At 38.3% G+C, this 26,684-nt stretch carries 22 protein-coding genes and 1 other RNA gene; 20 read left to right on the forward strand and 3 right to left on the reverse strand.

What is annotated here, in order from left to right; all coding sequences use genetic code 11:
- Positions 1–86: 86 nt before the first annotated feature.
- The 16 genes from pstC to gltX all read left to right on the forward strand — a co-directional run bounded on the left by pstC (position 87) and on the right by gltX (position 19,210).
- Positions 87–962 (forward strand): phosphate ABC transporter permease subunit PstC, encoded by an 876-nt coding sequence (gene pstC, locus ACPLOV_RS00565; RefSeq protein ID WP_424908454.1) that lies wholly within the window; start codon positions 87–89, stop codon positions 960–962.
- A complete protein-coding gene (pstA, locus tag ACPLOV_RS00570) occupies positions 959–1,819 on the forward strand; it encodes a phosphate ABC transporter permease PstA (RefSeq protein ID WP_424910284.1) in 861 nt (286 codons plus the stop codon). The genes pstC and pstA overlap by 4 nt, the downstream gene beginning before the upstream one ends.
- Positions 1,820–2,026: 207 nt before the next feature.
- Positions 2,027–3,112, forward strand: coding sequence for a fructose-1,6-bisphosphate aldolase/phosphatase (gene fbp / locus ACPLOV_RS00575; protein WP_424910285.1), 1,086 nt, complete (start codon positions 2,027–2,029; stop codon positions 3,110–3,112).
- A 354-nt stretch (positions 3,113–3,466) separates the two neighbouring features.
- Positions 3,467–4,969 (forward strand): sodium-dependent transporter, encoded by a 1,503-nt coding sequence (locus tag ACPLOV_RS00580; RefSeq protein ID WP_424910286.1) that lies wholly within the window; start codon positions 3,467–3,469, stop codon positions 4,967–4,969.
- 259 nt (positions 4,970–5,228) lie between these two features.
- Positions 5,229–5,984 (forward strand): arginase family protein, encoded by a 756-nt coding sequence (locus tag ACPLOV_RS00585; protein WP_424910287.1) that lies wholly within the window; start codon positions 5,229–5,231, stop codon positions 5,982–5,984.
- Positions 5,985–6,031: 47 nt separating this feature from the next.
- A complete protein-coding gene (locus ACPLOV_RS00590; protein ID WP_424908459.1) occupies positions 6,032–6,835 on the forward strand; it encodes an S-methyl-5'-thioadenosine phosphorylase in 804 nt (267 codons plus the stop codon).
- 28 nt (positions 6,836–6,863) lie between these two features.
- On the forward strand, positions 6,864–7,511 hold the full coding sequence (locus tag ACPLOV_RS00595) for a class II aldolase/adducin family protein (protein ID WP_424908460.1): 648 nt from the start codon (positions 6,864–6,866) through the stop codon (positions 7,509–7,511).
- Between the two features lie 62 nt (positions 7,512–7,573).
- A complete protein-coding gene (locus tag ACPLOV_RS00600) occupies positions 7,574–9,163 on the forward strand; it encodes a HEAT repeat domain-containing protein (RefSeq protein WP_424910288.1) in 1,590 nt (529 codons plus the stop codon).
- A gap of 35 nt (positions 9,164–9,198) precedes the next feature.
- Positions 9,199–10,392, forward strand: a complete 1,194-nt coding sequence (gene metK / locus ACPLOV_RS00605) for a methionine adenosyltransferase (protein WP_424910289.1) — start codon at positions 9,199–9,201, stop codon at positions 10,390–10,392.
- Positions 10,393–10,473: 81 nt separating this feature from the next.
- On the forward strand, positions 10,474–10,944 hold the full coding sequence (locus ACPLOV_RS00610; protein WP_424910290.1) for a hypothetical protein: 471 nt from the start codon (positions 10,474–10,476) through the stop codon (positions 10,942–10,944).
- 204 nt (positions 10,945–11,148) lie between these two features.
- Entirely contained in the window at positions 11,149–12,858 is a 1,710-nt protein-coding gene (locus ACPLOV_RS00615; RefSeq protein WP_424910291.1) for a sensor domain-containing diguanylate cyclase, read from the forward strand.
- 82 nt (positions 12,859–12,940) lie between these two features.
- Positions 12,941–14,908, forward strand: a complete 1,968-nt coding sequence (locus ACPLOV_RS00620; protein ID WP_424908465.1) for an ATP-dependent RecD-like DNA helicase — start codon at positions 12,941–12,943, stop codon at positions 14,906–14,908.
- A 12-nt stretch (positions 14,909–14,920) separates the two neighbouring features.
- Positions 14,921–15,712, forward strand: a complete 792-nt coding sequence (gene larE / locus ACPLOV_RS00625; RefSeq protein ID WP_424908466.1) for an ATP-dependent sacrificial sulfur transferase LarE — start codon at positions 14,921–14,923, stop codon at positions 15,710–15,712.
- A gap of 59 nt (positions 15,713–15,771) precedes the next feature.
- Positions 15,772–16,497: a nickel pincer cofactor biosynthesis protein LarB gene (larB, locus tag ACPLOV_RS00630; protein ID WP_424910344.1), complete on the forward strand. Its 726-nt coding sequence runs from the start codon at positions 15,772–15,774 to the stop codon at positions 16,495–16,497.
- Positions 16,478–17,659, forward strand: coding sequence for a nickel pincer cofactor biosynthesis protein LarC (gene larC / locus ACPLOV_RS00635; RefSeq protein ID WP_424908467.1), 1,182 nt, complete (start codon positions 16,478–16,480; stop codon positions 17,657–17,659). The genes larB and larC overlap by 20 nt, the downstream gene beginning before the upstream one ends.
- A gap of 78 nt (positions 17,660–17,737) precedes the next feature.
- Entirely contained in the window at positions 17,738–19,210 is a 1,473-nt protein-coding gene (gene gltX, locus ACPLOV_RS00640; protein ID WP_424910292.1) for a glutamate--tRNA ligase, read from the forward strand.
- A gap of 40 nt (positions 19,211–19,250) precedes the next feature.
- On the opposite strand, the gene ACPLOV_RS00645 is transcribed toward gltX, so the two are convergent.
- A complete protein-coding gene (locus ACPLOV_RS00645; RefSeq protein WP_424908469.1) occupies positions 19,251–20,045 on the reverse strand; it encodes a sugar phosphate isomerase/epimerase family protein in 795 nt (264 codons plus the stop codon).
- Positions 20,046–20,154: 109 nt separating this feature from the next.
- On the opposite strand from ACPLOV_RS00645, the gene ssrA reads away from it, so the two are divergent.
- Positions 20,155–20,504: a transfer-messenger RNA gene (gene ssrA / locus ACPLOV_RS00650) on the forward strand.
- An 80-nt stretch (positions 20,505–20,584) separates the two neighbouring features.
- Here the strand turns inward: ssrA and ACPLOV_RS00655 are convergent.
- Complete coding sequence (locus tag ACPLOV_RS00655) at positions 20,585–22,306, reverse strand: methyl-accepting chemotaxis protein (protein WP_424910293.1); 1,722 nt, start codon at positions 22,304–22,306, stop codon at positions 20,585–20,587.
- Between the two features lie 273 nt (positions 22,307–22,579).
- On the opposite strand from ACPLOV_RS00655, the gene ACPLOV_RS00660 reads away from it, so the two are divergent.
- Genes ACPLOV_RS00660 through ACPLOV_RS00670 form a run of 3 tightly spaced genes read left to right on the forward strand, consistent with a single transcriptional unit; the run spans position 22,580 to position 25,343 of the window.
- Positions 22,580–23,719 (forward strand): copper amine oxidase N-terminal domain-containing protein, encoded by a 1,140-nt coding sequence (locus ACPLOV_RS00660; RefSeq protein WP_424910294.1) that lies wholly within the window; start codon positions 22,580–22,582, stop codon positions 23,717–23,719.
- A gap of 14 nt (positions 23,720–23,733) precedes the next feature.
- Positions 23,734–24,525, forward strand: coding sequence for a copper amine oxidase N-terminal domain-containing protein (locus tag ACPLOV_RS00665; RefSeq protein WP_424910295.1), 792 nt, complete (start codon positions 23,734–23,736; stop codon positions 24,523–24,525).
- Between the two features lie 8 nt (positions 24,526–24,533).
- The gene (locus ACPLOV_RS00670; RefSeq protein ID WP_424910296.1) at positions 24,534–25,343 is read left to right on the forward strand and encodes an Athe_2463 domain-containing protein; all 810 of its coding nucleotides are present in this window, start codon (positions 24,534–24,536) and stop codon (positions 25,341–25,343) included.
- Here the strand turns inward: ACPLOV_RS00670 and ACPLOV_RS00675 are convergent.
- Positions 25,321–26,298 carry an NAD-dependent epimerase/dehydratase family protein gene (locus tag ACPLOV_RS00675; RefSeq protein ID WP_424910297.1) on the reverse strand — a complete coding sequence of 326 codons (978 nt, stop codon included), beginning with the start codon at positions 26,296–26,298 and terminating at the stop codon, positions 25,321–25,323. The two genes, ACPLOV_RS00670 and ACPLOV_RS00675, sit on opposite strands and share 23 nt — an antisense overlap.
- Between the last annotated feature and the right edge of the window lie 386 nt (positions 26,299–26,684).

Consider the following 26,684-nt stretch of genomic DNA (forward strand, 5'->3'; position numbering starts at 1 on the left):
TTTTCTTAACAGCGATTTAACATAATATAAATAGGAGAATGATATCCTTTATTTGAAAGTTAAAGATTTAAAAGGAGAATTCTTATATGAAACCGAAGATGATGGACAAATTGGGCAGTTTTTTTGCTTTTTTTTGCGCTTTGCTTTCGTTACTTATCACTATTTTCATTCTTGTGTTTATTTTTTATAAGGGTATTCGGACCTTTACGGTGGATAAAATATCCGTTTCCCATTTTCTTTTCAGCGCAAACTGGAATTTGGAAAATCAAAACGCACAGGCAGGAGCTCTTGCTTTTTTACTCGGTTCGATTTCGGTTTCTTTACTTGCTTTGCTTTTAAGCCTGCCTTTAAGTCTTGGACTTTCCATATTTGCTGCAGAAATTTCAAGAAAGATAGGGGAAAATTTCCTTCAACCAGTTGTGGAAATGTTTGCCGGAATTCCGTCGGTAGTTTACGGATGGATGGGCTTAAGCATCCTCGTACCTATTATTAGAAAAAGTTTCGGAGGCACAGGTTTTTCTCTACTTGCCGGGGGGATAGTACTTGGCATCATGATTTTCCCCACCATTACAAGCATTTCGGTGGATTCCCTTAAAGCACTTCCCCCGGACCTCCGGGAAGCTTCTCTGGCCCTTGGAGCTACCCGGTGGCAGACCATTAAGTACGTTTTACTTCCTGCCGCCCTGCCGGGGATATTGACCGGGGTTGTCCTGGGATTGGCCAGAGCTTTCGGAGAAGCCCTGGCGGTGCAAATGGTAATAGGCAACAGTGTCAGGATACCCGATTCCTTAATTAATCCGGTACACACATTAACCAGCATTTTGACCATGGAGATGGGTAATACCACCTGGGGAACCCTCTGGAACGATGCCTTATGGTCCATTGCATTACTGTTATTGATGATTTCGCTTTTCTTTATCGGTTTAATCAGATTTTTTGCAAAAAGGAGGGTTTTCCGGTGAGCCCTAAGTTAGAGGATAAATTAGCAACCTTTTTAATGTACATGCTGGCAGTACTTGCGGTGATGTTTTTACTGGCGATTACTTTCATCCTTTTAAATGCGGGTTTAAGGGTAATAAATATCCACTTTTTGATATCCTCGCCCAAGGCCTTTCAAAGCGGCGGAGGAGTAGGGCCTCAAATAGTTAATTCTTTTATGATTCTCTTTTTAACTCTCATATTTACTGTACCCATAGGAATAGGAGCGGGTATATACCTTTCAGAATTTGCTAAAAAAAATGCGATTACGGGTATATTGAGGTTAAGTATTGAAACCCTTTCCAGCCTGCCTTCGGTTATAATAGGTCTTTTCGGGCTGCTGGTGTTTGTAACTACCTTTGGGTGGGGGTTTTCAATGATTTCAGGGGCTATGACCCTGACGGTGTTGAATTTGCCGGTGATGACAAGAATTACTGAAGAAGCATTCCGGGATGTTAAGAGGGATTTAAGGGAAGCAAGCCTTGCCCTGGGCGCGACCAGATGGCAAACAATAACCCGGGTGGTAATGGTATCGGCAATACCCAGGTTAATCACGGGTATAATTCTCGCTTCGGGAAGAATTTTTGGAGAAGCCGCTGCTCTTATTTTTACAGCAGGCATGACATCACCAAAATTAACCCCTGATAATTTCTTCAATATTTTCAGACCTGCGGAGACTTTGGCGGTTCATATATGGAAGGTTAATTCTGAAGGACTTGCCCCTGATGCCAGGCGCATTGCGGATGGTTCATCGGCTTTGTTAATTATTATAATTATTGCGTTTAATTTTTTAGCGAGGGCTTTAACCCAAAAGTTGTATAAAAGGCTTACCGGTGCATAAATTAATCCTTTTTTAGGACCCGATAAAGGGTCTTTTTTTATTTAAAATGACATATAATTTAGATAAAGGCATATTATTTATAATAATTAATCTGTGAAAAGCAAAATGATATAGCATAATAAATGAAAATAAGAACATAATCTATGCATATATAAAGTAAAATGATATAATAATTTTGTAATTATCAATAAAAACGGGGGGTCTTTAATGTCAAGAATCACTTTTTCGGTAATAAAGGCGGATATCGGTGGATTTGTAGGTCACAGCAGTGTACATCCGGATTTATTGAAAACTGCAGAAAAATATTTAGGAGAGCAAGGAAAGGATTTGCTGATAGACTTTAAAGTAGCCCATGTGGGAGATGACATAAACTTGATAATGACCCATAAAAAGGGTGTGGACTGCGAAGAAGTACATAAACTTGCCTGGGAGACCTTTTTAGAGTGCACCCGATTAGCCAGGGAATATAAACTTTACGGAGCGGGACAGGATTTGCTTTCCGATTCCTTTTCGGGCAATATCAAAGGCATGGGCCCGGGAGTGGCGGAAATGGAATTTGAGGAACGTCCCAGCGAACCCGTTATCGTCTTTATGGCGGATAAAACGGAACCGGGAGCCTGGAACTTGCCGCTTTATAAAATGTTCGCCGACCCCTTCAATACCATCGGACTTATAATAGACCCCAAAATGCACGACGGTTTTATTTTTGAAGTCATGGATACCGTCGAAAATAAACTAATGAAATTTTCCTGTCCTGAAGAAATATACGACCTTCTGGTTTTTCTGGGTGCTTTCAATAAGTATGCTGTAAAAGCGGTTTATAACAAAAAGGGAGAACCGGCGGCAGCATCTTCAACACAGAGGATGAACCTTATGGCGGGAAGGTATGTGGGGAAAGACGATCCGGTGATGATAGTCAGGTGTCAAAACGGTTTTCCGGCTGTAGGAGAGGCTTTAGAGCCCTTTGCCAATCCTCACTTAGTTTCCGGATGGATGAGGGGGTCTCATTTTGGACCGCTAATGCCCGTATCCCTTGAGGATGCGACGCCCACGCGTTTTGATGGACCGCCGAGGGTAGTAGCTCTGGGATTTCAGCTGTCTAACGGAAAACTAATCGGGCCTCAGGATTTCTTTGCGGATAAGGGTTTTGATAGAGCGCGTCAAAAGGCGCTGGAAATAGCGGATTATATGAGAAGCCATGGGCCCTTTGAACCTCACAGGCTTCCTTTGGATGAAATGGAATATACGACCCTTCCCCAGGTAATAGAAAAGTTTAGCAAAAAAAATATATAAGGCCCGGGGAAGGGCTTTTTTTCTCAAAAATTTTATATTGAAATAATCGGGGGAGGGAATATAATAGAATAAAAGAGTGAAAAAATATAATAAATATAAAAAAACCTTTTTAAATATAAATAGCGAAAATTATTCAGAAAATGCAAGTTGTTACAAAAATATCAAAAAAATTTTTTTATCAAATAATATAAAATAAGAAGGAAAATTCATTAAAGTGTAGAAAATATATATAATATACTGGGTAGTCCACTTTTTTAAAAATTTAATATAGAAAGAGGGGGGATGAGAGAAAAGACCTTTGGTAAAGAATTTTGTTCGAGCGCGAAAATCCTCAATTAAAAGGGAGGTAAAACAATGACAGAAAAGCGCGAAGAATGGGGTAGCCGAATAGGTTTTATTCTGGCTTCCATAGGTATGGCAGTGGGCACCGGTAACATCTGGCGATTCCCACGAATGGTAGGTACCAACGATGGAGGAGCTTTCCTGGTGGCCTACCTGATAGCAAACTTAGTATGGTCTGCACCTTTAATCATGTTAGAACTTGTAATAGGTAAAAACACTCGGCTGGGGACAATCGGTGCCTTCAGGGACTTTATGGGAAGAAAATTCACCTGGATTGGCGCATGGATTGGGTTTACGTGCGTTGCTATCATGTTTTATTATGCCGTCATTCTCGGATGGGCACTGAGGTATTTCGTATTTGCCCTTAGCGGTACTTTTAAGGTGGGAATGGATTCCGAAGCTCTGTGGAACAGCTTTATCAATAATCCCTCCCAGACGATATTATTTCAGTTTATTGCGGTTTTAATAGGCGGCTATATTGTTTACAGAGGAGTTCAGGGTGGACTTGAAGCCGCAAATAAAATAATGATTCCCGCACTTTTTGTCTCACTTTTAATTGCTGCCATCTGGGCTATTATGCAACCCGGATCTGCCCTTGGTTTACAGTACATGTTCGTGCCCAAGTGGTCATCCCTTGGCAACCCGAAGGTTTGGTTAAACGCCTTTGCCCAATCTTCCTGGTCTACCGGAGCAGGGTGGGCTCTTATGCTTACCTACGCTAACTACATGAGGGAAAAGGACGATATCGCTGTTAACAGTATGATGATAGTATTCGGAGATGCCTGCGGAGCAATGCTCGGCGGTTTGGCGGTTCTTCCTACCGTATTTGCCCTTTCGGCAACTCCTCAGGCTGCTTTGGATGCATTAAAAGCTGGCAATACCGGTCTTACCTTCATATACTTAGCAAAACTCTTCCCAACTATGCCCGGAGGTCAAATCGTAGCCGCTGTATTTTTCCTTGCCCTTTCTCTTGCAGCTTTGTCATCTCTGCTTCCTATGTTTGAAGTAGGGGTGAAGAACTTCATAGATGCCGGGTTTGACAGGAAAAAAGCAACTTTAATTGTCTCCATAGGTGGATTTATCCTGGGTATTCCATCGGCTTACAGCGCAACATTCCTTGACAACCAGGACTGGGTATGGGGCGTTGGGCTATTAATCAGCGGTTTACTTTTTGCTATTGCAGCATATAGATACGGAATTGAGAAAATTAGGACGGAGATCATCAATAAGTCCAGCGATATTTACGTTGGCCGCTGGTGGACTTACTGCATTGCTCTTTTCCCGGTTATGTTTGCAATACTCTTCGGCTGGTGGGTCGTGCAGGCAATCAGCTGGTATCCCAACAACTGGTGGAATCCCTTTGAGACCTTCAGCGTAGGCACTATGGTGGTGCAGTGGGTAATTTCTGCTATTGTCTGGTTAGCATTAAATAACTGGCTGGCGGATTGGATCAAAGCTAAGTCACCGTATATCGCCGTAGATGTTACAAAATCCGCTGCTAAGGAGGCGAAGTAAATGAACGGCCAGACCGCATTCTGGATGATAGTGATGCTTTTAATTTACTTCGGAGGTTTTACTTTCTTCGCAAGCATTGCCTCAAAATCGGAAAGAAATAAATAAAAAAAAACTGGGCCTCTTTTAAAGGAGGCCCTTTTTGTATACCTTTCTTAAGATTTATTATATAATATATTTGCCAGATAAATTCTAAATGTTATCCCTTTTGAATAAATAATTCACAAAGGTCGGTAATTTATATTCAAAGGGGGTAAAGGCCTTGCCCAGAGTTAATGTCCTTTTTTTGGATGAGGCGTTAAGCGGGCAAAAAAGGCTTTTAAACAGGGCTCAGCACATTATAAATCTCCCAAATTTAAAAGGCGTAAGATATATGCTGGAAAAAAGCAAATTGGAAGAAATAAAAAATAAACTTGACCTGAAAATGCCGGGTATAGTCTACCTGGGGTCTGGAGATTTCCACCATTTTTCCAAGTTAATGATAGAAATGACTCGAAAAAAACCCGTTCTCGTGCTGATTGACCACCATTCCGACATGTTTGAAAGTCCAGGAGAAGTCATTACATGCGGTTCCTGGGTAAGAGACCTGGTAAAGGAAAATAAAATAGAAAAGTGTGTGATAATAGGGTTAAATAGAAAGGATTATGAATTTTTTAGAAACAGCGAATATAAAAAAGTTTTTTTTATACCCGAAGATTTACCCCAGGAGGTAAGGATTTACTATTTAATGAAAGAACTTTCCGACCAGGATGCTCCGGTTTACATCAGCATAGATAAAGATGTATTATCAAAAGATTACGCAGCTACCAATTGGGATCAGGGCACCATGACCTTAGAAGAACTTTTAGAGATAATAGAAATCATTGCCAGGACCAAAAGACTTATCGGAGTTGATATTTGTGGGGAGTGGAAGCAGGCAACCGGTAATTACATATCGGGGATGCTTGATAAGGAAAAAATTTTAAAAAATGAAGAAAGTAATCTAAGAATATTAGACAAACTTATAAAAGTATGGTAAAAAATTAATTATAAAGATGATTATACTATATTCGGGGAGGTAATAATATGGATATCCGTGCCGATGTGGCGGTAATTGGAGGAACCGGGTTTTATGCTTTTCTGGATGATGTAAGGGAAATTACGGTAGAAACTCCTTATGGACCGCCCAGCGATAAAATTGCCATTGCAAAAATTAAGGATAAAAACGTAGCTTTCCTGCCAAGACATGGCAAGGACCACAGGATTCCACCCCATATGATAAATTACAGGGCAAATATTTACGCATTAAAACAGCTCGGGGTAAAGAGAATACTGGGCCCCTGTGCCTCCGGCAGCCTACAGCCTCATGTAAAACCGGGAGATTTTGTTATTTGCGATCAATTTGTAAACAGGACCTGGGGCAGAAAAGATACTTTTTACGATGGACCGATAACCACCCATATTGGAGGGTCGGAACCCTACTGCCCGCAGCTAAGGAAAATAGCAATTGAAGTGGCAAAGGAAAAGGGTCTTCCTGTCCACGAAAGGGGCACCGTGGTGGTAGTTCAGGGACCGAGATTTTCCACAAAAGCTGAAAGCAAAGAATTTTCCAGCCATGGCTGGGAAGTAATTAATATGACCCAGTACCCGGAAGTAGTGCTTGCAAGAGAACTGGAAATTTGTTATGCTAATATCACCCTGGTTACGGACTACGACGTGGGGCTTGAAGGACATCCCGATATTGAACCTGTCAGCCATGAAATGGTGCTGAGAGTTTTTAATGAAAATATAGGTAAACTCAAAGATTTAATATACACTATTATCGAAAGGATTCCTGAAGAAAGGACCTGCAGGTGTAAGGATGAATTAAAACACGCCAGGATGAGCTGATAATAATCCGAGGAAGGTGTAAAATAAAATGCTTCTTTTAAAAATAAAACAAATGGTGGTAGAATACGGAGAAAAGATAGTTAAAGAAGGCCTTGTGGTGGCGACCTGGGGGAACATCAGCGCCAGAGAAGAGGGCGAGGATATCTTTGTAATAACCCCATCGGGAATGAACTATATGACCTTAGAACCAGAAGATATTGTAACGGTGGATATCAACGGAAAGCAGGTTTGTCCGGGAAGGAAACCCTCGGTAGAGACGCCCCTTCATGCAGCCATATACAGGGCAAGACCGGATGTGGGAGCAATAATACATACACACAGCACCAATGCCAGTGCCTGTGCGGCGGCCAGGGTTGATATCCCGTGCATTATGGAAGATTTAGCTTCGATGGTGGGAGGCCCCGTCAAGGTCGCTGAATACGCCCTAACGGGTACAGAAAAACTTGCGGAAAATGCTGTAAAGGCGTTGGAGAACAGGAATGCGGTGCTTCTTGCAAATCACGGTGTAGTAAGCGTTGGGAGGAATTTAGAAGAAGCTTTTAAAATAAGCCTCCTGGTGGAAAAAGGTGCCGAGATTTTTCTAAAATCCCGGATTCTCGGCGGGCCGGTTTCCTTAGATGAAGAGGAGGTAAAATATTTAAGGGAATTCTATATTAAATCGTATGGGCAAAAATAAAAAAATGTATTATAATTAGTTAGAATCATTTACCTTTTGCTGGTTTGAGGAAGGAGTACGAAATGCCAAAAAAAAACTGCGAGATTTCTTCCAAAGTAGATTACAGCCTTCTGGCTAAAAAACAAATTCTTGAATTTCTTGAAGGACTTAAGGGGAAAGACTATACGGTAAAAGAATTGAACCGTTCGATGAAAAAATTATTTAAAATGGGCAAAATGGTGGTGCCAGTTTGCTTATCCAAGTTAAAGGAAAGTGATGAAGAACTGGCACCAATAATTTGTTATGCTTTAGAATACGCCAATGATTATTCCCTTGTAAGTCCTCTAATGGATATATTGATTATGCCCGGCGTTTCGGACAAGGTCAAAACAAGGATACTTTCCGTGCTTGCTCATTACGGAGTGGATGCAACCGAGCTGCCCTTAGAATACATCTTAAAGGATTACAATAGAATTACCCGGGTATCCATGATGGAAATGCTTGAGGATATAAACAGGGATTATTTTTTAATCCCTTATATACTGGAGGACCTTCAGGATTTTCCTTTAGAATCCAAGTTAAACTATATTTACGATATAGGTTGTTACAGGATGGAAAAATCGATCCCCTTGCTGGAGGTTCTTGCAAAAGTGGATGAAGCCCCCGTAGCAGAAGAAGCAGTAAAAGCAATAAGTAAAATAAAAACGGGGAAGGCTTTGTTTGTTTTAAACAGGTTGCTAAAGCAGTTAAAGGATGAAAAGGTAAAAAAGATAATAGAGAGGGAAATTCTAAGACTAAAATTTTCCGGCATATGCGAAAGCACCTTCGAACGACCATTTAAACTTAAGCAGCCCTATAAAATATTGCTTACCGCCATAGATGGGCTCGGGAGCAGGGCTTTATGGGTGGTTTGGAAACACCCTCTTTTAAAAAGAAAATACTGTTCCGTCAGCTTTCTTATAAATATTTCTTCGGGAATAAAGGACTGCTGGAGCGTTTCCCGCTTAAGCTTGAAGGAATTCAAGGAATCGTCAAAAGACCTGTCGAGAACCACTGTTATTGCCGAAATAGATGGCAGTTATGCAATAAAGCTTTTGGAGGATGCCATATGGCAGAATAATAAATCGGGAAATCCGCTGCCCTATCAGTATTATTTCTGGCAGGGGGTAATCGAAGATAGCTTATCCACCGAAATAGTTCCAACCCCTTATATACCTGACTTTAATGAATACGATTTAGGTGAAATAAAATTGAACCATAATTATCTAATAAAAAATTTCGAACTACTAAATTACCCTTTGTTTGAAGATTGGTTTTTCTCGGAACCAAAGGTATACGATTTTGCAGAAGAATATAAATCTAAAAAAGGGTTTTTTCTTAAAAAACTTACTTTGGAAAAAACTGAAAAATTATTTTTTCAGTTTACGGAAGAAATAATTTTGCCCCGGTTGAATATTTTAAAAAGAATGCTGGAGCTTTCGGCGGATTTTTTGAGACTTTTGGATGAGAAAGAGTTAGTAAAAGTAGTGCTTTCGGCAATCCTCCATTTGGATATGCAGCCTATATATTATCACCCACTAATACAGAGAATAATAATTGAAAGCCTGAAAGTTGCTCTGACAAACTTGAAAAATGGTTTTGATATAAGGTTGAACCCTGAAGTCTTCGATTAATTTATACTATTATGAAACACGAGGAGGTATGACTCTTGGCAAAAAGATATCTTTTTACATCCGAATCCGTAACTGAAGGACATCCCGATAAGATTTGCGACCAGATATCCGATGCAATCCTTGATGCAATTTTAGAGAAGGACCCGATGGCAAGGGTTGCCTGTGAAACTGCCGCAACGACGGGACTTGTACTGGTGATGGGGGAAATCACCTGCGAATGCTATGTGGATATACCCAAAATTGTGAGAGAGACAATAAGAGAAATAGGGTACACAAGGGCAAAATACGGTTTTGACTGCGATACCTGTGCGGTAATTACCGCTATTGACGAACAGTCCCCGGATATAGCTATAGGGGTAAATACTGCTCTGGAAATCAGGGAAGGTGAATTTCAGGACGAACTTGACAAAATCGGTGCGGGAGATCAGGGCATGATGTTCGGGTTTGCGGTGGACGAGACTCCGGAATTAATGCCCATGCCGATTATGCTCGCCCACAAACTGGCCAGAAGACTTGCGGAAGTAAGAAAAACAAAACTCTTACCCTATTTAAGGCCCGATGGGAAGACCCAGGTAACTATAGAATACGAAGATGGAAGACCGGTAAGGGTAGATAAAATAGTTGTCTCCGCTCAGCATAAATCCACCATTGACCTTGCTACACTAAAGCAGGATATTATCGAGGAAGTAATAAAAAAGGTTGTTCCTGAAGAGCTGATGGACAAGAATACTAAATTTTATATTAATCCTACAGGAAGATTTGTTATCGGAGGTCCTCACGGAGATTCGGGATTGACGGGAAGAAAGATAATAGTTGATACTTATGGGGGTTATGCAAGACACGGCGGCGGTGCTTTTTCCGGAAAAGATCCGACAAAGGTGGACCGCTCGGCTTCCTATGCTGCAAGATACGTTGCAAAAAATGTGGTAGCGGCAGGACTTGCGAAAAAATGCGAGGTACAGGTAGCTTACGCCATAGGTGTAGCTCATCCCGTATCTATTATGGTAGATACTTTTGGTACCGGGATAATTCCCGATGAAAAGATTAAAGACCTGATATTAAAGCACTTTGATCTGCGCCCCGGTGCTATAATAAGAGACCTTGACCTTAGAAGACCCATTTACCGCCAGGTAGCGGCTTACGGGCATTTTGGAAGAACTGACCTTGATGTTCCCTGGGAAAAAACCGATAAAGCAGATATTTTGAGAAAAGAAGCGAGCAGCCTGTAAACGGGCTGCTAATTTTTTTTCAATTTTTCCGGTGCTTTCGAATATAAATAAGATATATAAAAATATATAGGGGGATTCTCTATGTTAGTGGAAGCATTGTTAGAAAAATACGGGGCTTTTGCTGTAATTTTTTTTGCAATTATTGGAGTACTTTATATTATGCACCTTTTTAGCTTAATAGTTTTAAGAAAAAAAGCAGGCAAGATTATGCCGGCGTTATTTATTCTGGTGGAGAATGCTCAGGATGAAATAGAAGGTTTCATCAGGAATTTGTTTAATGCCGGCATAATGGAAAGGGTTCTTGAATTAAACGTGATTGACATTGGTTCACGGGATGAAACTTTAGAAATTTTAAAACGATTATCCGAAGAAATGGGAATTAATGTATTTGAAGGAATTAATGGGCTGGAAACCGAAATTCTAAAATACCCCTATATGATATCGATAGATTTAAGAAAATTGAAGCCTGTGGAGGCTTTAAATTGCCTCGTGTCGAATTTTATAGAAAAAACAAAAATTAGGACGAATATCCCAGAAAAAATAGGACCTTAGTCGACTATTTTTTACAAGAAATTTGTTTAGCATATATATTAAAGGACCCTGAACTAAAAATTTAGTGCCCCCCTTTCTTTCTGAGGAAAGGCCCATAAAGATGTATGGGCCTTTTTATTTTATGGTAAAAATGGAAGGAATTATCAAATTCCTATAGAATAATATATTAAAAAATAAAAAAAATCTTTTTGGGAGAACAGGGCTATGAAAGATAAAATAAGAAAACTATTCAAGTTCGCAGTGGTAATAGCCGGTGCGTTCTTACTTTTTAGGGCTTATGAAGAAATAAATCACACCGTGTTAATTACGAACTTATCAACGGGTTTGTTATTCTTAGCAGCAATGATTGCGGCAGAATTATCCCAGGTAAACCTGGGCAAATACAGGGTCAGCTCGGAATTTGGACTTTTATATTCAATGATTTTTATTTTCCACTATCAAATTGCTCTAATTATAAAAGTTATTTCTGCTTTTTTGAGCGAAATCTACTACAGAGTTAAAAACGGCAATGATAAGGAAATTGTTTCAATGTCCTTATTCAATACTTCTCAATATGTTTTAAGTTTCTTATCCGGTATTTATTCCTATATGGCCCTTAAAAAATATCTATATAATCCGTACCAAAATGTGATATTGACGGAAATACTGATACAGGGGATAGCAATATTCTGCTATTACTTCACCAATATGGTCTTAGTAAACACCTATTTATTACTTGATAGCAGAAAATTCGAAAAAGGCGAAATTATAAGATTGGCTTTGGTTGACCTTTCTTCCTATTTTGCCTTAGTCCCCGGAGGTATTCTAATTGTACTTTTTAATAATTTATTCAAAAATTTTATCGGCCTGTTTTTAGGATTTTTTATATACTTTTTAATAGTATATATATACAGGCTTTATTTTGATTTGGTTTCATTAAATGGTGAATTGACCGCACTTTACGATCTGGGGGTTTCTTTTATATCCACATTAAATAAAGAGGATTTAATAAAAAAATTGATGAATGCAATTAAAATTTTAGTCCCCTGGGATGTAATTGTCTTATTTTTATATAAAGAGGGGAGGCTCATCCCCGAGGCTTTTGAAGGGGTCATATCGGCACCTGTTCCCGGTAAAGAGGGACAGGAATTATTATGGAAGGTTTTTTACAGCGGGAAGGGAGAAATAATAAAAGACCTTTCAAAATGTAAGGGGTGTACCAAATACTTCGGCGATGGTAAAAGGAGTTCTGCCCTTCTTGTACCTCTTGTAAATAAAGATGATAAATTTGGCGTACTAATGGTAGGCAGCAGGAGAAAAGGAATTTACAAAGAAAAGCATCTCAAGATAATTAGCATTATTTCCCATCAAGCTGCCGCTGCCATGACCAACGTCCATTTGTTCCTGGAAACAAAAGAAATGGCGATTACGGATAGCCTTACGAAACTCTACAATAGAAGGTATTTATTCAGTGAATTTAAAAAGATTTCAGGAAGGGAAAATAACAAAGAAGAAATCAGCATTATTATTTTTGATATAGATTATTTTAAACAGATTAACGATGAATACGGCCATCTAATTGGAGATGAAATTTTAAAAAAGGTAGCCATGTGCATAAAAAATAACGTAAGGGAAAACGATATAGTTTGTAGATATGGAGGGGAAGAGTTTGTTGTGCTTCTTCCCAATATGGGATGTGAGGAAGCATTTAAGGTAGCTGAAAGAATAAGAAAAATCATAGAGCGCACGGAAATGGCTAAGTCCGAGGATGGTTTGGGAATTTATGTCACCGTTAGTGCCGGAGTTTCTTCCATTTCGGTGGAAGATGATATGGAGAGGTTTTTGAAAAAGGCTGATGAAGCTCTTCTCTTCGGTGCAAAGAGGATGGGAAGGAACAGGGTGGTCAATTTTAAAAATATTGATATGCCGCTATAAAAGCGGTATTTTTTATTGCTAAGAAAGACAAAAAATGTTATAAAAAATTAAAGGGAACGCAAGGTTATAAAGGAGAAAAATTATGACGACTTTTTTCACAGAAGATTTATCTACTGTATATGAATTTCTTTCTTCTGGTTTTATAAGAGGCATAGGAGAATCTACAGCAAGAAGGATAATCGAACACTTTAAAGAAAATACCTTAGAAGTCCTTAAAAATAACCCCGAAAGATTAATGGAAATTGATGGAATAAAGAAGAAAAAATACAAAATGATTTTCGAATCCTTACAAAGTTTCCAGGGAATTTTAGATGTAATACTTTTTTTAAGAAAGTATGATTTAAAGGTTTATACCATACTGAAAGTTTGTAATATACTCAAGGAAAAACCTTTGGAATCAATTAAAAAAAATCCTTACCTGCTAATAGGAATAGATAATATTGATTTTTTTATTGCGGACAGGATTGCAAGGTCCTTGGGTATTCCTGGCGATGACGAGAACAGAATTGCGGCTGGGATTAGACATATTCTTTTGAAGGCTTCTGAAGAAGGACATGTCTTTCTACCTTTAAAGGACCTCCTTTTACAATTGGGATCATTGCTTTCCCTGGATATAGAAAAATTAAGATATATTATAAATGAGGGACAAGATAAAATTACTTTTGAGGATATTGCAGTTGTCAAAACAAAAGAAGAGGATAGGGTTTACCTTAAATCCTTTTATAACATGGAAAAAAGCATTGCCCGGAAAATCTTTCAAATCATTGGGGAAAACCATTCCATAAAAATTGATGGGAAAGAAATAGAAGAGATTGAAAAAAAAGCCGGAGTGAAACTGGCGGAAAAACAACGACAAGCCCTTTTCAAAGCTGCGGAAAATCGAATATTAATTATAACGGGGGGCCCGGGCACGGGAAAAACCACCCTGATAAAGTGTCTCAACGAATTTTTCAGAAAAAGAAAAATGAAGGTGGCTCTCTGTGCGCCAACGGGCAGGGCGGCCAAGAGAATGGCAGAAGCCACTTCCTGCAAAGCATTCACCCTTCACAGGTTACTGGAATACGGTCAGGATATTTTGGGAAACTTTGCAAGATCAGAGGAAAACCCTCTTGAAGAAGATGTAATTATCGTAGATGAGATGTCTATGGTAGATGTAAGTTTGATGTACCATCTATTATCCGCTTTGAAGGAGGATGCCAGGATAATACTTGTGGGAGATAAGGACCAGCTTCCTTCCGTTGGTCCCGGATGCGTTTTAAGGGACCTGATAGCCAGCGGTAAAATAGAAACGATTTTTTTGGACCAGATATTCAGACAGGCCAGCGATAGCCTTATTGCAGTTAATGCCCATAGAATTAATAAAGGGTACATACCCTTTTTAAATAAAAAAAACAGCGATTTTTTTCTTTTACAGGCAGAGTCTCCCGAAGAAATATTAAAAAGAATAATAGAGCTGGTCTGTGAAAGAATCCCCATCTTTGGCAATTATAGTCCGATGGAAGATATTCAGGTTATAACTCCGATGAAAAAAACATTGATTGGAGTTGAAAACCTTAATAAAAATTTGCAGGAAGTTTTAAATCCCAAGGGGCAAAACAGAAAAGAACTGGTGTATAAAGGGACCGTATTCAGGCAAAATGACAAGGTAATGCAGATAAAAAATAATTATCAAAAAGATGTTTTTAACGGAGACATAGGGAAGATTGTAGATATAAGAGAAGAGGGGGAAATAGTAGTAGTTTATCAGGATGTGGAGGGCGAAAAAGAAGTCACGTATAAAGAAGAAGAGATAGAAGAACTTACCCTGGCTTATGCCCTTTCGGTGCACAAAAGTCAGGGGAGCGAATATCCGGTAGTAGTAATGCCAATTTCTTTTGCGCATTATTCAATGTTAGACAGGAATCTACTTTACACTGCCGTTACCCGGGCTAAAAAACTGCTGGTGCTGGTGGGAACAAAGCAGGCGTTATTTTACGCCGTTAAAAATGTTAAAAATATTAAAAGATACAGCGGTTTAAGAGATTTTTTAGAAGAAGAATTTAAGCCATAGGGGGTATTTGCAATGGATGAAAAATTTAAAAAGTTAGAGGAGTATTTAATTAACCTGAAAAAAGTTTTAGTTGCCTTTTCGGGGGGTGTAGACAGTAGCTTCCTTTTGAAAGTTTGTCTTGATACTCTCGGCAGGGAAAACGTACTTGCGGTAACGGTAAGCATGCCCGCGGTACCCCGAAGGGAATTAGAAGAAGCCAGAGAAATCGCAAAATACCTGGGCGCGAACCATATTGTCTTGATACCCAAAATGCCCAGCAAGGAAAAAATATTTGAAAATCCTCCCGAAAGGTGTTATATATGCAAGAAGGATCTATTTACTGAATTGATAGAGCTGGGGAGAGAAAAAGGGATAATGAATGTCATGGATGCCAGTAATGCCGACGATGAAAAGGATTACAGGCCGGGACTAAAAGCCTTGCAGGAATTGAATATAAAAAGTCCTCTTAGAGAACTTAGATTTACAAAGGAAGAAATAAGATTTTACTCAAAAAAACTGGGTCTTCCTACTGCGGAAAAACCTTCTTTAGCATGCTTGTTCACTCGATTCCCTTATGGAGAAAGAATTACCGAAGAAAAGCTATTTATGGTGGAAAAGGCGGAGGATGTTTTAAAAGAACTGGGTTTTACCCAGTACAGGGTTAGGGCTCATAATAATCTGGCCAGAATCGAGGTTTTTGATAGGGAGATTGACAGGTTTTTTGATAAAGATTTGAGGGAAATAATTATTAAAAACTTTAAAGATATAGGATTTAAATACGTATCCTTGGACTTAGAGGGTTACAGGACGGGGAGTATGAATTAAAATTAGGAGGGGGCATTTTGGATATAAAGGATATTTTGCAAAAGGTGCAAAATCACCAGATGAATATTGATGAAGCTATAGAAAAACTAAAAAACCTTCCCTTTGAGGATTTGGAGTTTGCCAAGATTGATTATCATAGAAGCCTTAGAAGGGGTGTACCGGAGGTAATTTTTTGCCAGGGTAAAAAAAAGGATCATATAGTGAAAATAGTCGAAGCAATGATGAAGAAAGGCACAAATATTATGGGTACAAGGGCTTCCCTGGAGGTTGTGGAGGGAGTAAAAGAAGTAGCAGAAAACGTTCGGTATTTTGAAGAAGCAAGAATTTTTTACATTGAAAATCAAAAGGTTATAAAAAACAAAGGGAAAATAGCGGTTGTTTGTGCGGGCACTTCGGATATTCCCGTTGCGGAAGAAGCGGCGGTTACGGCAGAGATTTTTGGAAACAGGGTTGATAGGCTTTATGATGTGGGCGTTGCGGGTATCCACAGGCTATTTATGAATCTCAATTTAATTAAACAAGCAAATGTGGTAATTGTAGTTGCGGGGATGGAAGGTGCGCTGGCAAGTGTTGTAGCGGGGGTCATTGATAAACCGGTTATTGCTGTTCCCACGAGCGTGGGATACGGTGCAAATTTCAATGGGCTTTCAGCACTTCTTACTATGCTAAACAGCTGCGCGGGTGGCATAACGGTTGTCAATATTGATAACGGGTTCGGGGCAGGATTTGCGGCCCATTTGATTAACAGGTTAGGGGGAATTGAAAATGAGGATTCTTTATCTTGATTGTTTTTCCGGTATAAGCGGCGATATGTTCCTGGGAGCGCTGCTGGATTCAGGGGTAAATGTGGAGGAGTTCTTGACGGAAATTAAAAAACTTCCTGTAGAATTTGAAATTGAAGTGAAAGAAACATATAAAAACGGAATCAGAGGTAAGGATGTTTATATAAAAACCCATGAACATCATCCCCATCGGGGGTTAAAAGAAGTAACTGAGGTTATTAAAAAAAGTGAAATAAAGGAAAAAGTAAAGCAAAATGCATTGAAAGCTTTTGAAAAATTGGCAAGGGTGGAGGCAAAAATTCACGGAGTTTCGGAAAATGAAATACATTTTCACGAAGTAGGTGCAGTAGATTCAATAGTAGATATAGTGGGGGCCTTCATTCTTGTAGATCTTATTTCGCCTGATAAGGTTGTCTTTTCCCCTGTAAATGTGGGAAGCGGTACGGTCAAATGCGCTCACGGGATTTTGCCCGTTCCTGCTCCTGCTACCTTAGAGCTTTTAAAAGGAATTCCGGTTTACTCCCGGGGCGAAGGAGAACTTACAACTCCGACAGGGGCTTTGCTTGCAGTGATGCTCTCTTCAGAATTCGGTAATCTACCGGAGGGGAAAGTAATCTCTTTTGGATACGGTTTTGGGAAAAAAGATATCGGTAATTTAAATGCTTTAAGGGCGATATTAATAGAATCAAAAGAAGAGACGAAGAAATCATCATTAAATACAAGCCGGGATAGGATTTTTGTGATGGAAGCAAATATAGATGATATGAACCCACAACTTTACGATTCTGTAGTAGAAAAGCTTTTTAAGGTGGGAGCTTTGGATGTTTATTTAACGCCGATTATAATGAAAAAGGGAAGACCGGCAGTTAAGCTTTCCTGTCTTGTTGGACTGGATAAAAAGGATGAAATAATAAATACTATATTTGATGAGACTACTACAATAGGTGTAAGATATTACGAGGTAGAAAGGGAGAAAGCTGAGAGGTGTTTTAAAAAGGTAAATACTTCCATTGGGGAAGTTACAGTAAAAGTATCCACTTTCGGCAAAAACCAGCAAAAGATAACACCCGAGTTCGATGATATAAAAAAACTTGCCCATGAAAAAAATATCCCTGTTAGAAAGGCTTATGAGGTAATTTTTTCGGAAATCCAAAGAAATGAATAAAATTATTTTTAAAATGATACAAATTCTCTCCAATATGTTATAATTTTCAAGGAAAATAATGAAGCGGGAGTGTGTGAAATGGAAGAAAAGGTTAGGGTAAGATTTGCGCCAAGCCCTACGGGAAGCTTACATATTGGCGGCGCAAGGACTGCGCTTTTTAATCTTTTGTTTGCAAGGCACAATAACGGTACCTTTATACTTCGCATAGAGGATACGGATACGGAAAGGTCTACGGAAGAATCCGTAAAACAAATAATAAGGTCCTTGAAATGGCTTGGGCTTGATTGGGACGAAGGCCCCGATAAAGGTGGAGATTACGGGCCCTATTTTCAGTCCATGAGACTTGAGCTTTATAGAAAAGAAGCACAAAGGCTTGTGGAGAAAGGAAAGGCCTATTACTGCTATTGTACGCCTGAAGAACTGCAGGCAAAAAGAGAAGAGGCATTAAAACAGGGAAAGGCTCCAAGGTACGATGGCTGCTGCAGAAATTTAACCCAAGAGCAAAAAGAGCAGTTTGAAAAGGAAGGCAGGAAGCCGGTTATAAGGTTAAAAATAAATGAAGAAGGGCAAACCATAGTGGAAGATATTATAAGGGGGACGGTAATATTCGAAAATTCTGTCCTGGATGACTTTATTATAATGAAATCCAACGGAATTCCCACCTATAACTTTGCCTGTGTGGTGGACGACCATGCTATGAAAATTACCCATGTAATAAGGGCGGAAGAACACCTATCCAATACCCCGAAGCAGATAAAAGTTTATGAAGCCCTGGGTTATGAGATGCCTAAGTTTGCCCATGTTCCAATGATTCTGGCTCCTGATAGAAGCAAACTGAGCAAGAGGCACGGAGCTACATCGGTAGAGGAATTTCGCGATCAGGGGTATTTAGCCGAGGCTATTGTAAATTACCTTACCCTTTTAGGATGGTCGCCGGAGGGTAATGAAGAAATATTTGGTATGGATAAAGCTATAAAGGAATTCACCTTAGAAAGGGTAAACAAAACCGCTGCCATTTATGATGTAAAAAAACTTACATGGATAAACGGCCACTATTTGAGGGAGTTAGATGGAGGATATATTACTGACCAGACTATACCCTTTTTAATAAAGAAAGGGATCATTGAAGAAAAAGAAGTAAAGCAAAATTACGACTACATTAAGGAAGCGGTGATACTTTCAAGGGATAGAGCACGAACCCTGGAAGAACTGGCGGATATGATTTCGTTTTTCCTTAAAGATTTCGATTATTACGAAGAAAAGGGTGTTAAAAAACATTTCGAAGACATAAAAACGGCGGAGCTTTTGGAAAGGACGGCCCGGAAACTGGAAGGGATTGGAGAGTTTACAAAAGAAAACGTCGAGTTAAAGATAAGAGAACTGGCAGACGAAATGGGTATAAAAGCTGCGGAAATCATTCATCCTACAAGACTTGCCGTAACCGGACGTACTGTAGGCCCCGGACTTTTCGAGATACTCGCCCTTTTGGGAAGGGAAAAGACCGTAGAAAGACTGAAAAAAGCAGCTTTGTGGATAAAAAACAGGAATTAAAGGCGGGGAAAAGAATTCCCCGTCTTTAAATTTCCTGTTTTTATTTGTTAATAATTTTTTCTTCGACTTTTAAAAGATTTTCCCGGGCAATTTTCAAGTAGTCTTCAGGTTTTAAGGTTTTTACTTCCTCCATTGAGGCGCATATTTCCAATGTAAGCATACCATTATAGTCTTTGGGGAAATCATCTGCAAAGCTTTCCCAGTCGATACTTCCTTTAAAAGGAACGAAATGATTATCCTCATTTCCGTTGTTATCCGAAATATGGGTGCAAAAGAGTCTACTTTTCCATCTTTTGAGGGCAGTAAAAATTCCCTTTCCTGTAAGGACATCGTGGGAGGCATCGTGGCAAAAACCAAGATTTTCATCGTCTATATTTTCTAAGATTAAATCAAGATATTCATTTTTCCGGGTATTTTCAACGGCCAATTTAATATTATATTCTTTTGCCTTTTCTACAACTTTCCACATATTATCAATACCAGCGAGATTTGGCGAAAATTGAGGATTGTCTTCTACATGCAAAACTACCAAATTAATGCCTTTTTCGATACACTCCTCGAACCATAGGGAATACTGGTCAATAATTTTACAAACCATATTTTTTTCGACATGCCATATATAGTTGCAATGTTCATAGGGGAAATGCACATAATCCACGTCCAATCCTATTTCTCTAATAACTTCTGGCATTTCGGTTCTTTTTATTTCCAGTTCATCCTCCCACCAGAGGGAAATGGCGTTAAAACCGGCTTTTTTGATAAGATACGCTCGTTCAAAAAAAGGCAAGATATAGCCGAACCATGAAAAAATTCCCTTTTTATATCGTTTTTGCATTAATAATACCTCCAAGTCTTGTAATTCGCACATTTGTTCGTTTACCCGTATTGCTTTATTATACTTTTTGATATATAATATAATAGCAATAAAAGCTTTAAATTTACAGGGGGGCGTTTGGTTTCGACGGGGGCAGCGGAGATAAAAGCTGCAGGTCGAGCTTTCCGACTCGTTAAACCGGAAGCACGTATAAGTGCCAACGAAGAATTAGCACTTGCTGCTTAATTAACGCAGCACGCCCTTTTTGAAAGCGCCCGGCTTTCAAAAAAGGGTGTCAAAATACCGGGCTTTTCTCTAAGGGTTAGCTTTGGCCCTTCAGGGAGAACTCAAACAAAGCTGGCCGGCTTTCAATCCTGCCCTTGGGAGTGAAACCGGCGAGATCCAGAACAAGGGATAAACCTGTAGAGGCTTTTATCGATGTGCCTTCGGACAGGGGTTCAATTCCCCTCGCCTCCACCAACTTTACCCCTTTCCGTTTCAAACTAATTTAACTGCAGGGAAAAATAATTCACAAAAAGCGGGCTGTAAACCCGCTTTTTTTATACTTTAAACCTGTTAATCATATCATCAAGGTCTTTAACCGCCGAAATCATATCATCGAAAAGTTTTTTTATTTCATCTAAGGTAGCAGCCATTTCTTCAGTAGAGGCTGAAACTTCTTCTGCTGAAGCTGAATTTTCCTGTGTTACCGCACTTATGCTGTCGATTTTATCTGTCAATACCTTTCCTGCATTTTTAGCAGCCTCTATGCTTTGATAGATTTTTTCCATAAGCGGCGTTATTTTATTAACAGCCTCAACTATGTTGGAAAAAGATTTTGTGGTATTTTCTGATATGCTTTTTTGTGCTTCAATGTATTTTCCCGTTTCCTCAATGCCTTTGCTTGTCCTTTCAATGCTTGCGATAATCTCACCTAAAAGAGAAGATATACTTTTAGCGGATTCTTTTGAGTTTTCGGCTAATTTTCTGATTTCCCCTGCAACAACGGCAAAACCTCTTCCGTTTTCACCGGCTCTTGCTGCTTCGATAGCCGCATTAAGTGAAAGCAGGTTGGTCTGTTCTGAAATATCTTTAATAGTTTCTGTAATATTGTTAATTTCGCTAACCGTATTTGACAGCCCCCGGGTCATATCAATAATTCTCTGATAAAGGTCTGTAATTTTCTGTATAGACTGATTTAGCTCATTTATCTGTTTATCTCCTTCTTTAACGCTTCTATCAATATCCTCCGTCATTTCGTAAATGATTTTAGCTTCATCTGCGATAATTTCAATGCTCTGGTAGACATTATTAACATTAGCCCCTGCGTCCTGAAGGTCTTTAGCCTGTTCGGTAGCGCCTTCAGCAACCTGTTCTATTGTTTTAGCCAAATCATTTGATACCACCGCAATTTCATTAACTGATTTTTGTATGGTATGCCCTTTTTCCATCGTTATATCGGAAGCGTATTTTATTTTTTTCACCATTTCCCTAACTGCAAGAAGGGTTTTATTAATATTTTTAGCAATGTCTCCTACTTCATCGTTCAATGATAAAAGTTTATCGGAAATATCAAAGGACAAATCACCGTTTGCCATTAGGTCCAAATCCTTTTTAATCTTATTGATAACACCAACGATATTTTTATTAATGAAGAAATTAAAAATAACTATAATTAATAAAATAGAGATTAAAGAAACACCGATAAGGAAGTATATAATTTTGTTGGTGGTCTTATTAATAATATCTATAGGAGTACCTAAAGCCATCATGCCGACGACCGTTCCGTCCTTTTGGGTAAGAGGCATATACATAGTGAAGAAATCTTTTCCCAAAACTTTAGCGGTATTCAGATAATGCTGTTTTTTGCTGATAACTGTTTCAACAACGTTTTGTGCAGCGGTTGTGCCTACTTTTCTTTCTCCATTTTCAATAACGGTAGTTGCAATTCTCTTATCCATAAGGAAAATAGAGCAATCAATACCGGTTAAAGATTTAATTTTGTTAGGGAGGGTGTGGTTATCGTTAATAACAAAATCGCCTTTTTTGAGAGTATTTCCTTCTACATGCCATTCACCGGGGTACATATTGTCCGCAAGCTCGACTGCTAAACTCATGGTAACCCTGAACTTATCCTGAATCATTGACATAGCTAAAGACTTAACATTGCTGGAAACAAAAAAATTGATAACCAAAATGACAGCTAAAAAAGAAGCGATAGTTATAGAGATAATTTTGGATTTAAGAGAGTTAAAGCTGAAGAATGGTTTAACTAATCTCACTGATAGTGCCCCCTTTTTTTATAAATATATATCTAATTATACAGGAAATAAAGACAAGTTTCGACAAAAAATAACAAATTATAAAAGTATAATCTAAATTAAAAAATATTGAAAAAATAACGATTAAACAATAAAATATAAGTAAAAAGACAAAAATATAAATTTCAACAATCTATTATCCCTTTGGCCCCCATAACAGAATATACCCTATAATAAAGGGTTTATTTTTTTATAAAAAGAAAGTATATAAAAAATAAAAAGGAGGAATCAACGATGGTTACAAAAAAGCAAATCAAAACAATAACAGCACTTATAATCTCCGCAATTTTGTTAACGTTAGTTATAACACCGTTAGCAAAAGCGGAGGAAAGGGAAATAAAGGTAGTTATAGACGGAAATGAAGTGACCTTTCCGGACCAAAAGCCGATAATAGACGAAAACGGGAGGGTATTAGTGCCGATAAGGACGATAGCGGAGAAATTTTACTGTGACGACATAAAATGGGATGCACAGGAAAGAAAAGTAACGATAGTTAAAAACAGAAACAGTGAAATAATACTGTGGCTTGACAGCAAAAAAGCATTGGTAAACGGAGAAGAAAAAGAACTCGACACTTCTGCTAAAGCAGTAAACGGAAGGACGATGCTGCCGTTAAGGTTTATATCGGAAACATTTAACTCAAAGGTAGACTGGGACAGTGCAGCATATACGGTAAAGATAACAAAACCGCAGTACAGCCCTTATGTGGACTACACAAAGATAAAGGTAGAAGAAGATAATACGGTAACGCTTTACGTTAAGCTAAAAGACAACCTTCCCGATGATATAGCAAAACTAATGCAAAATAAGAAGAACATAAAGGTGGAATGTAAAGTAAATGAAAAGCAATTGTTTATATTAGACAGTTATAACAAAATAAATATAGACGTAAACCTAAACCAAAAAGTGATGACGGTAAGCAACGTGAAATTCCCATCAAAAACGAATAAAAAGCAGGTAATAAATTACACATTGCTAATAGCAACAGAGGAAAATAGTACGGCAAGCACAGCTTTTGCCAAGTTTGACTATATAATATTAGAAGCCGACCCCAACGCCGAACCGGTAGAAGTAGAAAAAGTAGAATACGAAAAAGGGGATAACCCAAATACTATAAACCTTATAATAACGCTGACAAAAGACCCGGGTCATTATGTAACAGTACAAAATATAGAAATAAAAAAATACGTAAATGGCAAACCTGACAATAAGCTGACCTACTGGTCTAACTGGGAATCTGAACAAAGAAGGCTGTCAATATTAAAAATGCCCGTCCCTGAACCAGCGGACGAACTGCAGGAGGTAACGTTCGTTATAAAATACAACGGAGGGGACAGGGAAGTTACTTTAACGTATGTAGTGCCGAAAAGATAAGGAGGAATAAAAAAATGAAAAAAAAGACAGCGTTAATTTTAATTGCAAGCCTCATAATGACAGGCCTTATATTCCCAACTGTATATGGTGCGGATCAAGACATAACCATAAAAATTGACGGGCAGGTAGTAGTGCCTCCGGACGCAAAACCGTTTATTCAAAACGGAAGGACGCTTGTGCCTATAAGGTTTGTATCCGAAAATTTAGGTGCAACCGTGGATTATAAAAAAGAATATGGATATGAAAAAGTATATATCAAGAAAAACGACCGAACAATCGAAATGACAATAGGGAACAATAACATAAAAATAAATAGCACTGTAGTGAATTATGAAGTAGCTCCGATAATTAAAGATGATAGGACTTTCGTCCCAGTAAGAGTAGTAAGCGAATCACTAGGCTACTTTGTAGGATGGGATGAAAAAAACCTAACAGTATTAATAGACACCACAAAACCGCTACAAAACACAATTATAGGCTATAAAGGGAGCGAAGGCTTTAAATATAAGTATAGATATGATACAGAAAACAAATCCTACTGCAAGCATCTAATAATTCTTGACTTAACATGCCCGATAGAACCACAATATACTGATGCTGAGTACGTTTTGAATTATTTAAAGAACACGGAAAAGGACTCAAAATTCAATGACACAACAGTAAAAGATATAATGAATTATATAAAACAGAAAAAAGAAAGAGAATATGACCTCCCTAACAAAGAATTTTATACTGATAAATACGAAATTTCTATAGGATCAGAATGGGGAAACTCTCTTATCAGCATACTATTTTTTGAAAGGTAGATGTGCTTATGAAGAAAGGAAAAAATAAAAAGCTTATTGCACTGCTTATAATGATTTCTTTCTTCATCTGGCAGAACTACTGCGTATTTGGGATGCCTGCAAATTTCTATGTAGTCCCCAACCGTCCGGGCATCAGTACTTTTCTATCGGAAATCAATAAAGACATCAAAGAAAGATACAAAGAAAATAATTATTTTAAAGAAAAAAATAAAGACGGTATTCCAATAAACAAGGATATGTATGTAAACAGGGGACTGCTGGTGTACGGCGAACCGTTTGGCGAAAGCAAAGAAGGCAGGATAAGGTTTTTAGGATATACAATGTCAGGGGATTACTTTACAAATGAGTATTTTCCTGACGATATGTGGAAGGGTGGAAACCTCGAAGATAGAAATTGGATAGAAAGACCTTGGGAAAAAGGTTTAACATTTAGAGGGAAAATAATATGTGGAAATAAATTTGACGGCAATTCTATCTTAACGGATGCAATAAAGAAAGGGCTAAGCTATTTTTATGAAAGCGACGGCAAATTTTCATATGCAAACAGCAAAATGGAGTGGAGCAAATATGTCCATATACTTCAGCCTCCGACGAAGTGGACATGGGGAATAGGTGTAGCATGGCACAACATAAACGGTAAAACATGGTATAAGACTATACCAATGGCACCATTTGACATGCCTTCTCCTGCCAATTTAAAAGCGGTAATATACGACAGCACAGTGAAGTTAAAAGTAGGAAACAACTGCACATATAAGGCAAAAATAACAAACCAAAGCGGAGAAGAAATAGTTTTTACTTACCATAATATTCTTTAAGCCAAATAACCGTATCAAATACTGTTTGCTTTATGGGTCTTGTATAATACCCCAATTCTTTTTTTGCCTTTTCACAGCTGAAGTTGCAATTAGTTCTTAATGTATAAATGGAATAAGAAGTAAAAGTAGGTTTTTCTTTTGATATACTGTAATAAATGTCTGCAAAATAAGAAAAAAATAATGCCGTATTGATATTGATGGTGTACTTCGGCTTTTTGATACCTGTAAATTCTTCCAGATAGGAAAAAAGCTGCTCGATTGTAATGGTCTCTCCTGAAAGGATGTAGTTTTCTCCTCTTTTCCCTTTTTCCCATGCTAAGATTATCCCTTGAGCTACATCCCTTACATCGACGAAATTGTAAGCACCCTTTATTGAAAATTTCTGTTTATTATTTATATAATCAATTATAACTTTGTTAATAAAGGATATTTTATAATCATAAGGGCCGATAACGCCGGAAGGATGGACTATTACCGGTTCCAAGCCGTAATCTTGAGATTTAAATACCAGGTTTGTAGCAATAGCTTTAGATTTTGCATAATCACCGATTACATTGTTTGGATTAAAATCCTTGCTTTCTTTTATAATAATACCTGCGGGTTCTTCTTTTAAAGCATGAACCGAGCTGACATATATTAAATCTTTGATGCCATTTTTTATACATGCTTTTATCACATTTTCCGTTCCTTTAACATTGATATCGTAAACCTTCTTATCCCTTTTAAATATAGAAATGCGGCTTGCGAGGTGAAATACGGCAGAGCCGTTTTTAAAGCAGGATGTAATTTTTTCCTCATCGCGCACATCTGCAAATTCGATTTGGACATCCAATTCTTTTATAGGTGTTAAATCTTCAAAAGGCGGCACTATTATTCTTATTTCATGTCCTTTTTCCAGTAATTTTTTAACCAAAACGTTTCCAATATGCCCCGTTCCTCCTGTAACTATAATCAAAATAACCCTCCCACCAATAATATTAGTCTATGGGGAGATAATTTTTTAATTACCTTTTCTTTTTTGCCTATTTAAATTATATAATTTTAATCATTTTTTTAATAGAAGTTCATAAGCAAACTTAATAAAAAATTTGCGTAGTCGGAGAAACTCATGCAATATTTTTAACTTTATTTAAATTTAAAAGGTGAATATTAAAAAATAGTTGTTTATATTTTTTTAACTTATTCCCTGCCTTTCATACACGCCCTTACCTGGCGGGGACTTCCCGACAGGGAAAGTTAAAAGTAATTATCGGGGTAAATAATTTCTCATTCCACGGAAAGGGGCATCATAAGGCACGGTTCCCCTCCATTTATCCCTCCCCGCGCCCCTTGCCTTTGCCC

The sequence above is a fragment of the Thermovenabulum sp. genome (assembly GCF_049723235.1).
GTDB lineage: Bacteria > Bacillota > Thermosediminibacteria > Thermosediminibacterales > Thermosediminibacteraceae > Thermovenabulum.

Coding starts and splice junctions, on each gene's coding strand:
- pstC (WP_424908454.1), top strand. CDS start 87: ATGAAACCGAAGATGATGGACAAATTGGGCAGTTTTTTTGCTTTTTTT.
- fbp (WP_424910285.1), top strand. CDS start 2,027: ATGTCAAGAATCACTTTTTCGGTAATAAAGGCGGATATCGGTGGATTT.
- ACPLOV_RS00580 (WP_424910286.1), top strand. CDS start 3,467: ATGACAGAAAAGCGCGAAGAATGGGGTAGCCGAATAGGTTTTATTCTG.
- ACPLOV_RS00590 (WP_424908459.1), top strand. CDS start 6,032: ATGGATATCCGTGCCGATGTGGCGGTAATTGGAGGAACCGGGTTTTAT.
- ACPLOV_RS00595 (WP_424908460.1), top strand. CDS start 6,864: ATGCTTCTTTTAAAAATAAAACAAATGGTGGTAGAATACGGAGAAAAG.
- ACPLOV_RS00600 (WP_424910288.1), top strand. CDS start 7,574: ATGCCAAAAAAAAACTGCGAGATTTCTTCCAAAGTAGATTACAGCCTT.
- ACPLOV_RS00610 (WP_424910290.1), top strand. CDS start 10,474: ATGTTAGTGGAAGCATTGTTAGAAAAATACGGGGCTTTTGCTGTAATT.
- ACPLOV_RS00615 (WP_424910291.1), top strand. CDS start 11,149: ATGAAAGATAAAATAAGAAAACTATTCAAGTTCGCAGTGGTAATAGCC.
- ACPLOV_RS00620 (WP_424908465.1), top strand. CDS start 12,941: ATGACGACTTTTTTCACAGAAGATTTATCTACTGTATATGAATTTCTT.
- larE (WP_424908466.1), top strand. CDS start 14,921: ATGGATGAAAAATTTAAAAAGTTAGAGGAGTATTTAATTAACCTGAAA.
- larB (WP_424910344.1), top strand. CDS start 15,772: ATGAATATTGATGAAGCTATAGAAAAACTAAAAAACCTTCCCTTTGAG.
- larC (WP_424908467.1), top strand. CDS start 16,478: ATGAGGATTCTTTATCTTGATTGTTTTTCCGGTATAAGCGGCGATATG.
- gltX (WP_424910292.1), top strand. CDS start 17,738: ATGGAAGAAAAGGTTAGGGTAAGATTTGCGCCAAGCCCTACGGGAAGC.
- ACPLOV_RS00645 (WP_424908469.1), bottom strand. CDS start 20,045: ATGCAAAAACGATATAAAAAGGGAATTTTTTCATGGTTCGGCTATATC.
- ACPLOV_RS00660 (WP_424910294.1), top strand. CDS start 22,580: ATGGTTACAAAAAAGCAAATCAAAACAATAACAGCACTTATAATCTCC.
- ACPLOV_RS00665 (WP_424910295.1), top strand. CDS start 23,734: ATGAAAAAAAAGACAGCGTTAATTTTAATTGCAAGCCTCATAATGACA.
- ACPLOV_RS00670 (WP_424910296.1), top strand. CDS start 24,534: ATGAAGAAAGGAAAAAATAAAAAGCTTATTGCACTGCTTATAATGATT.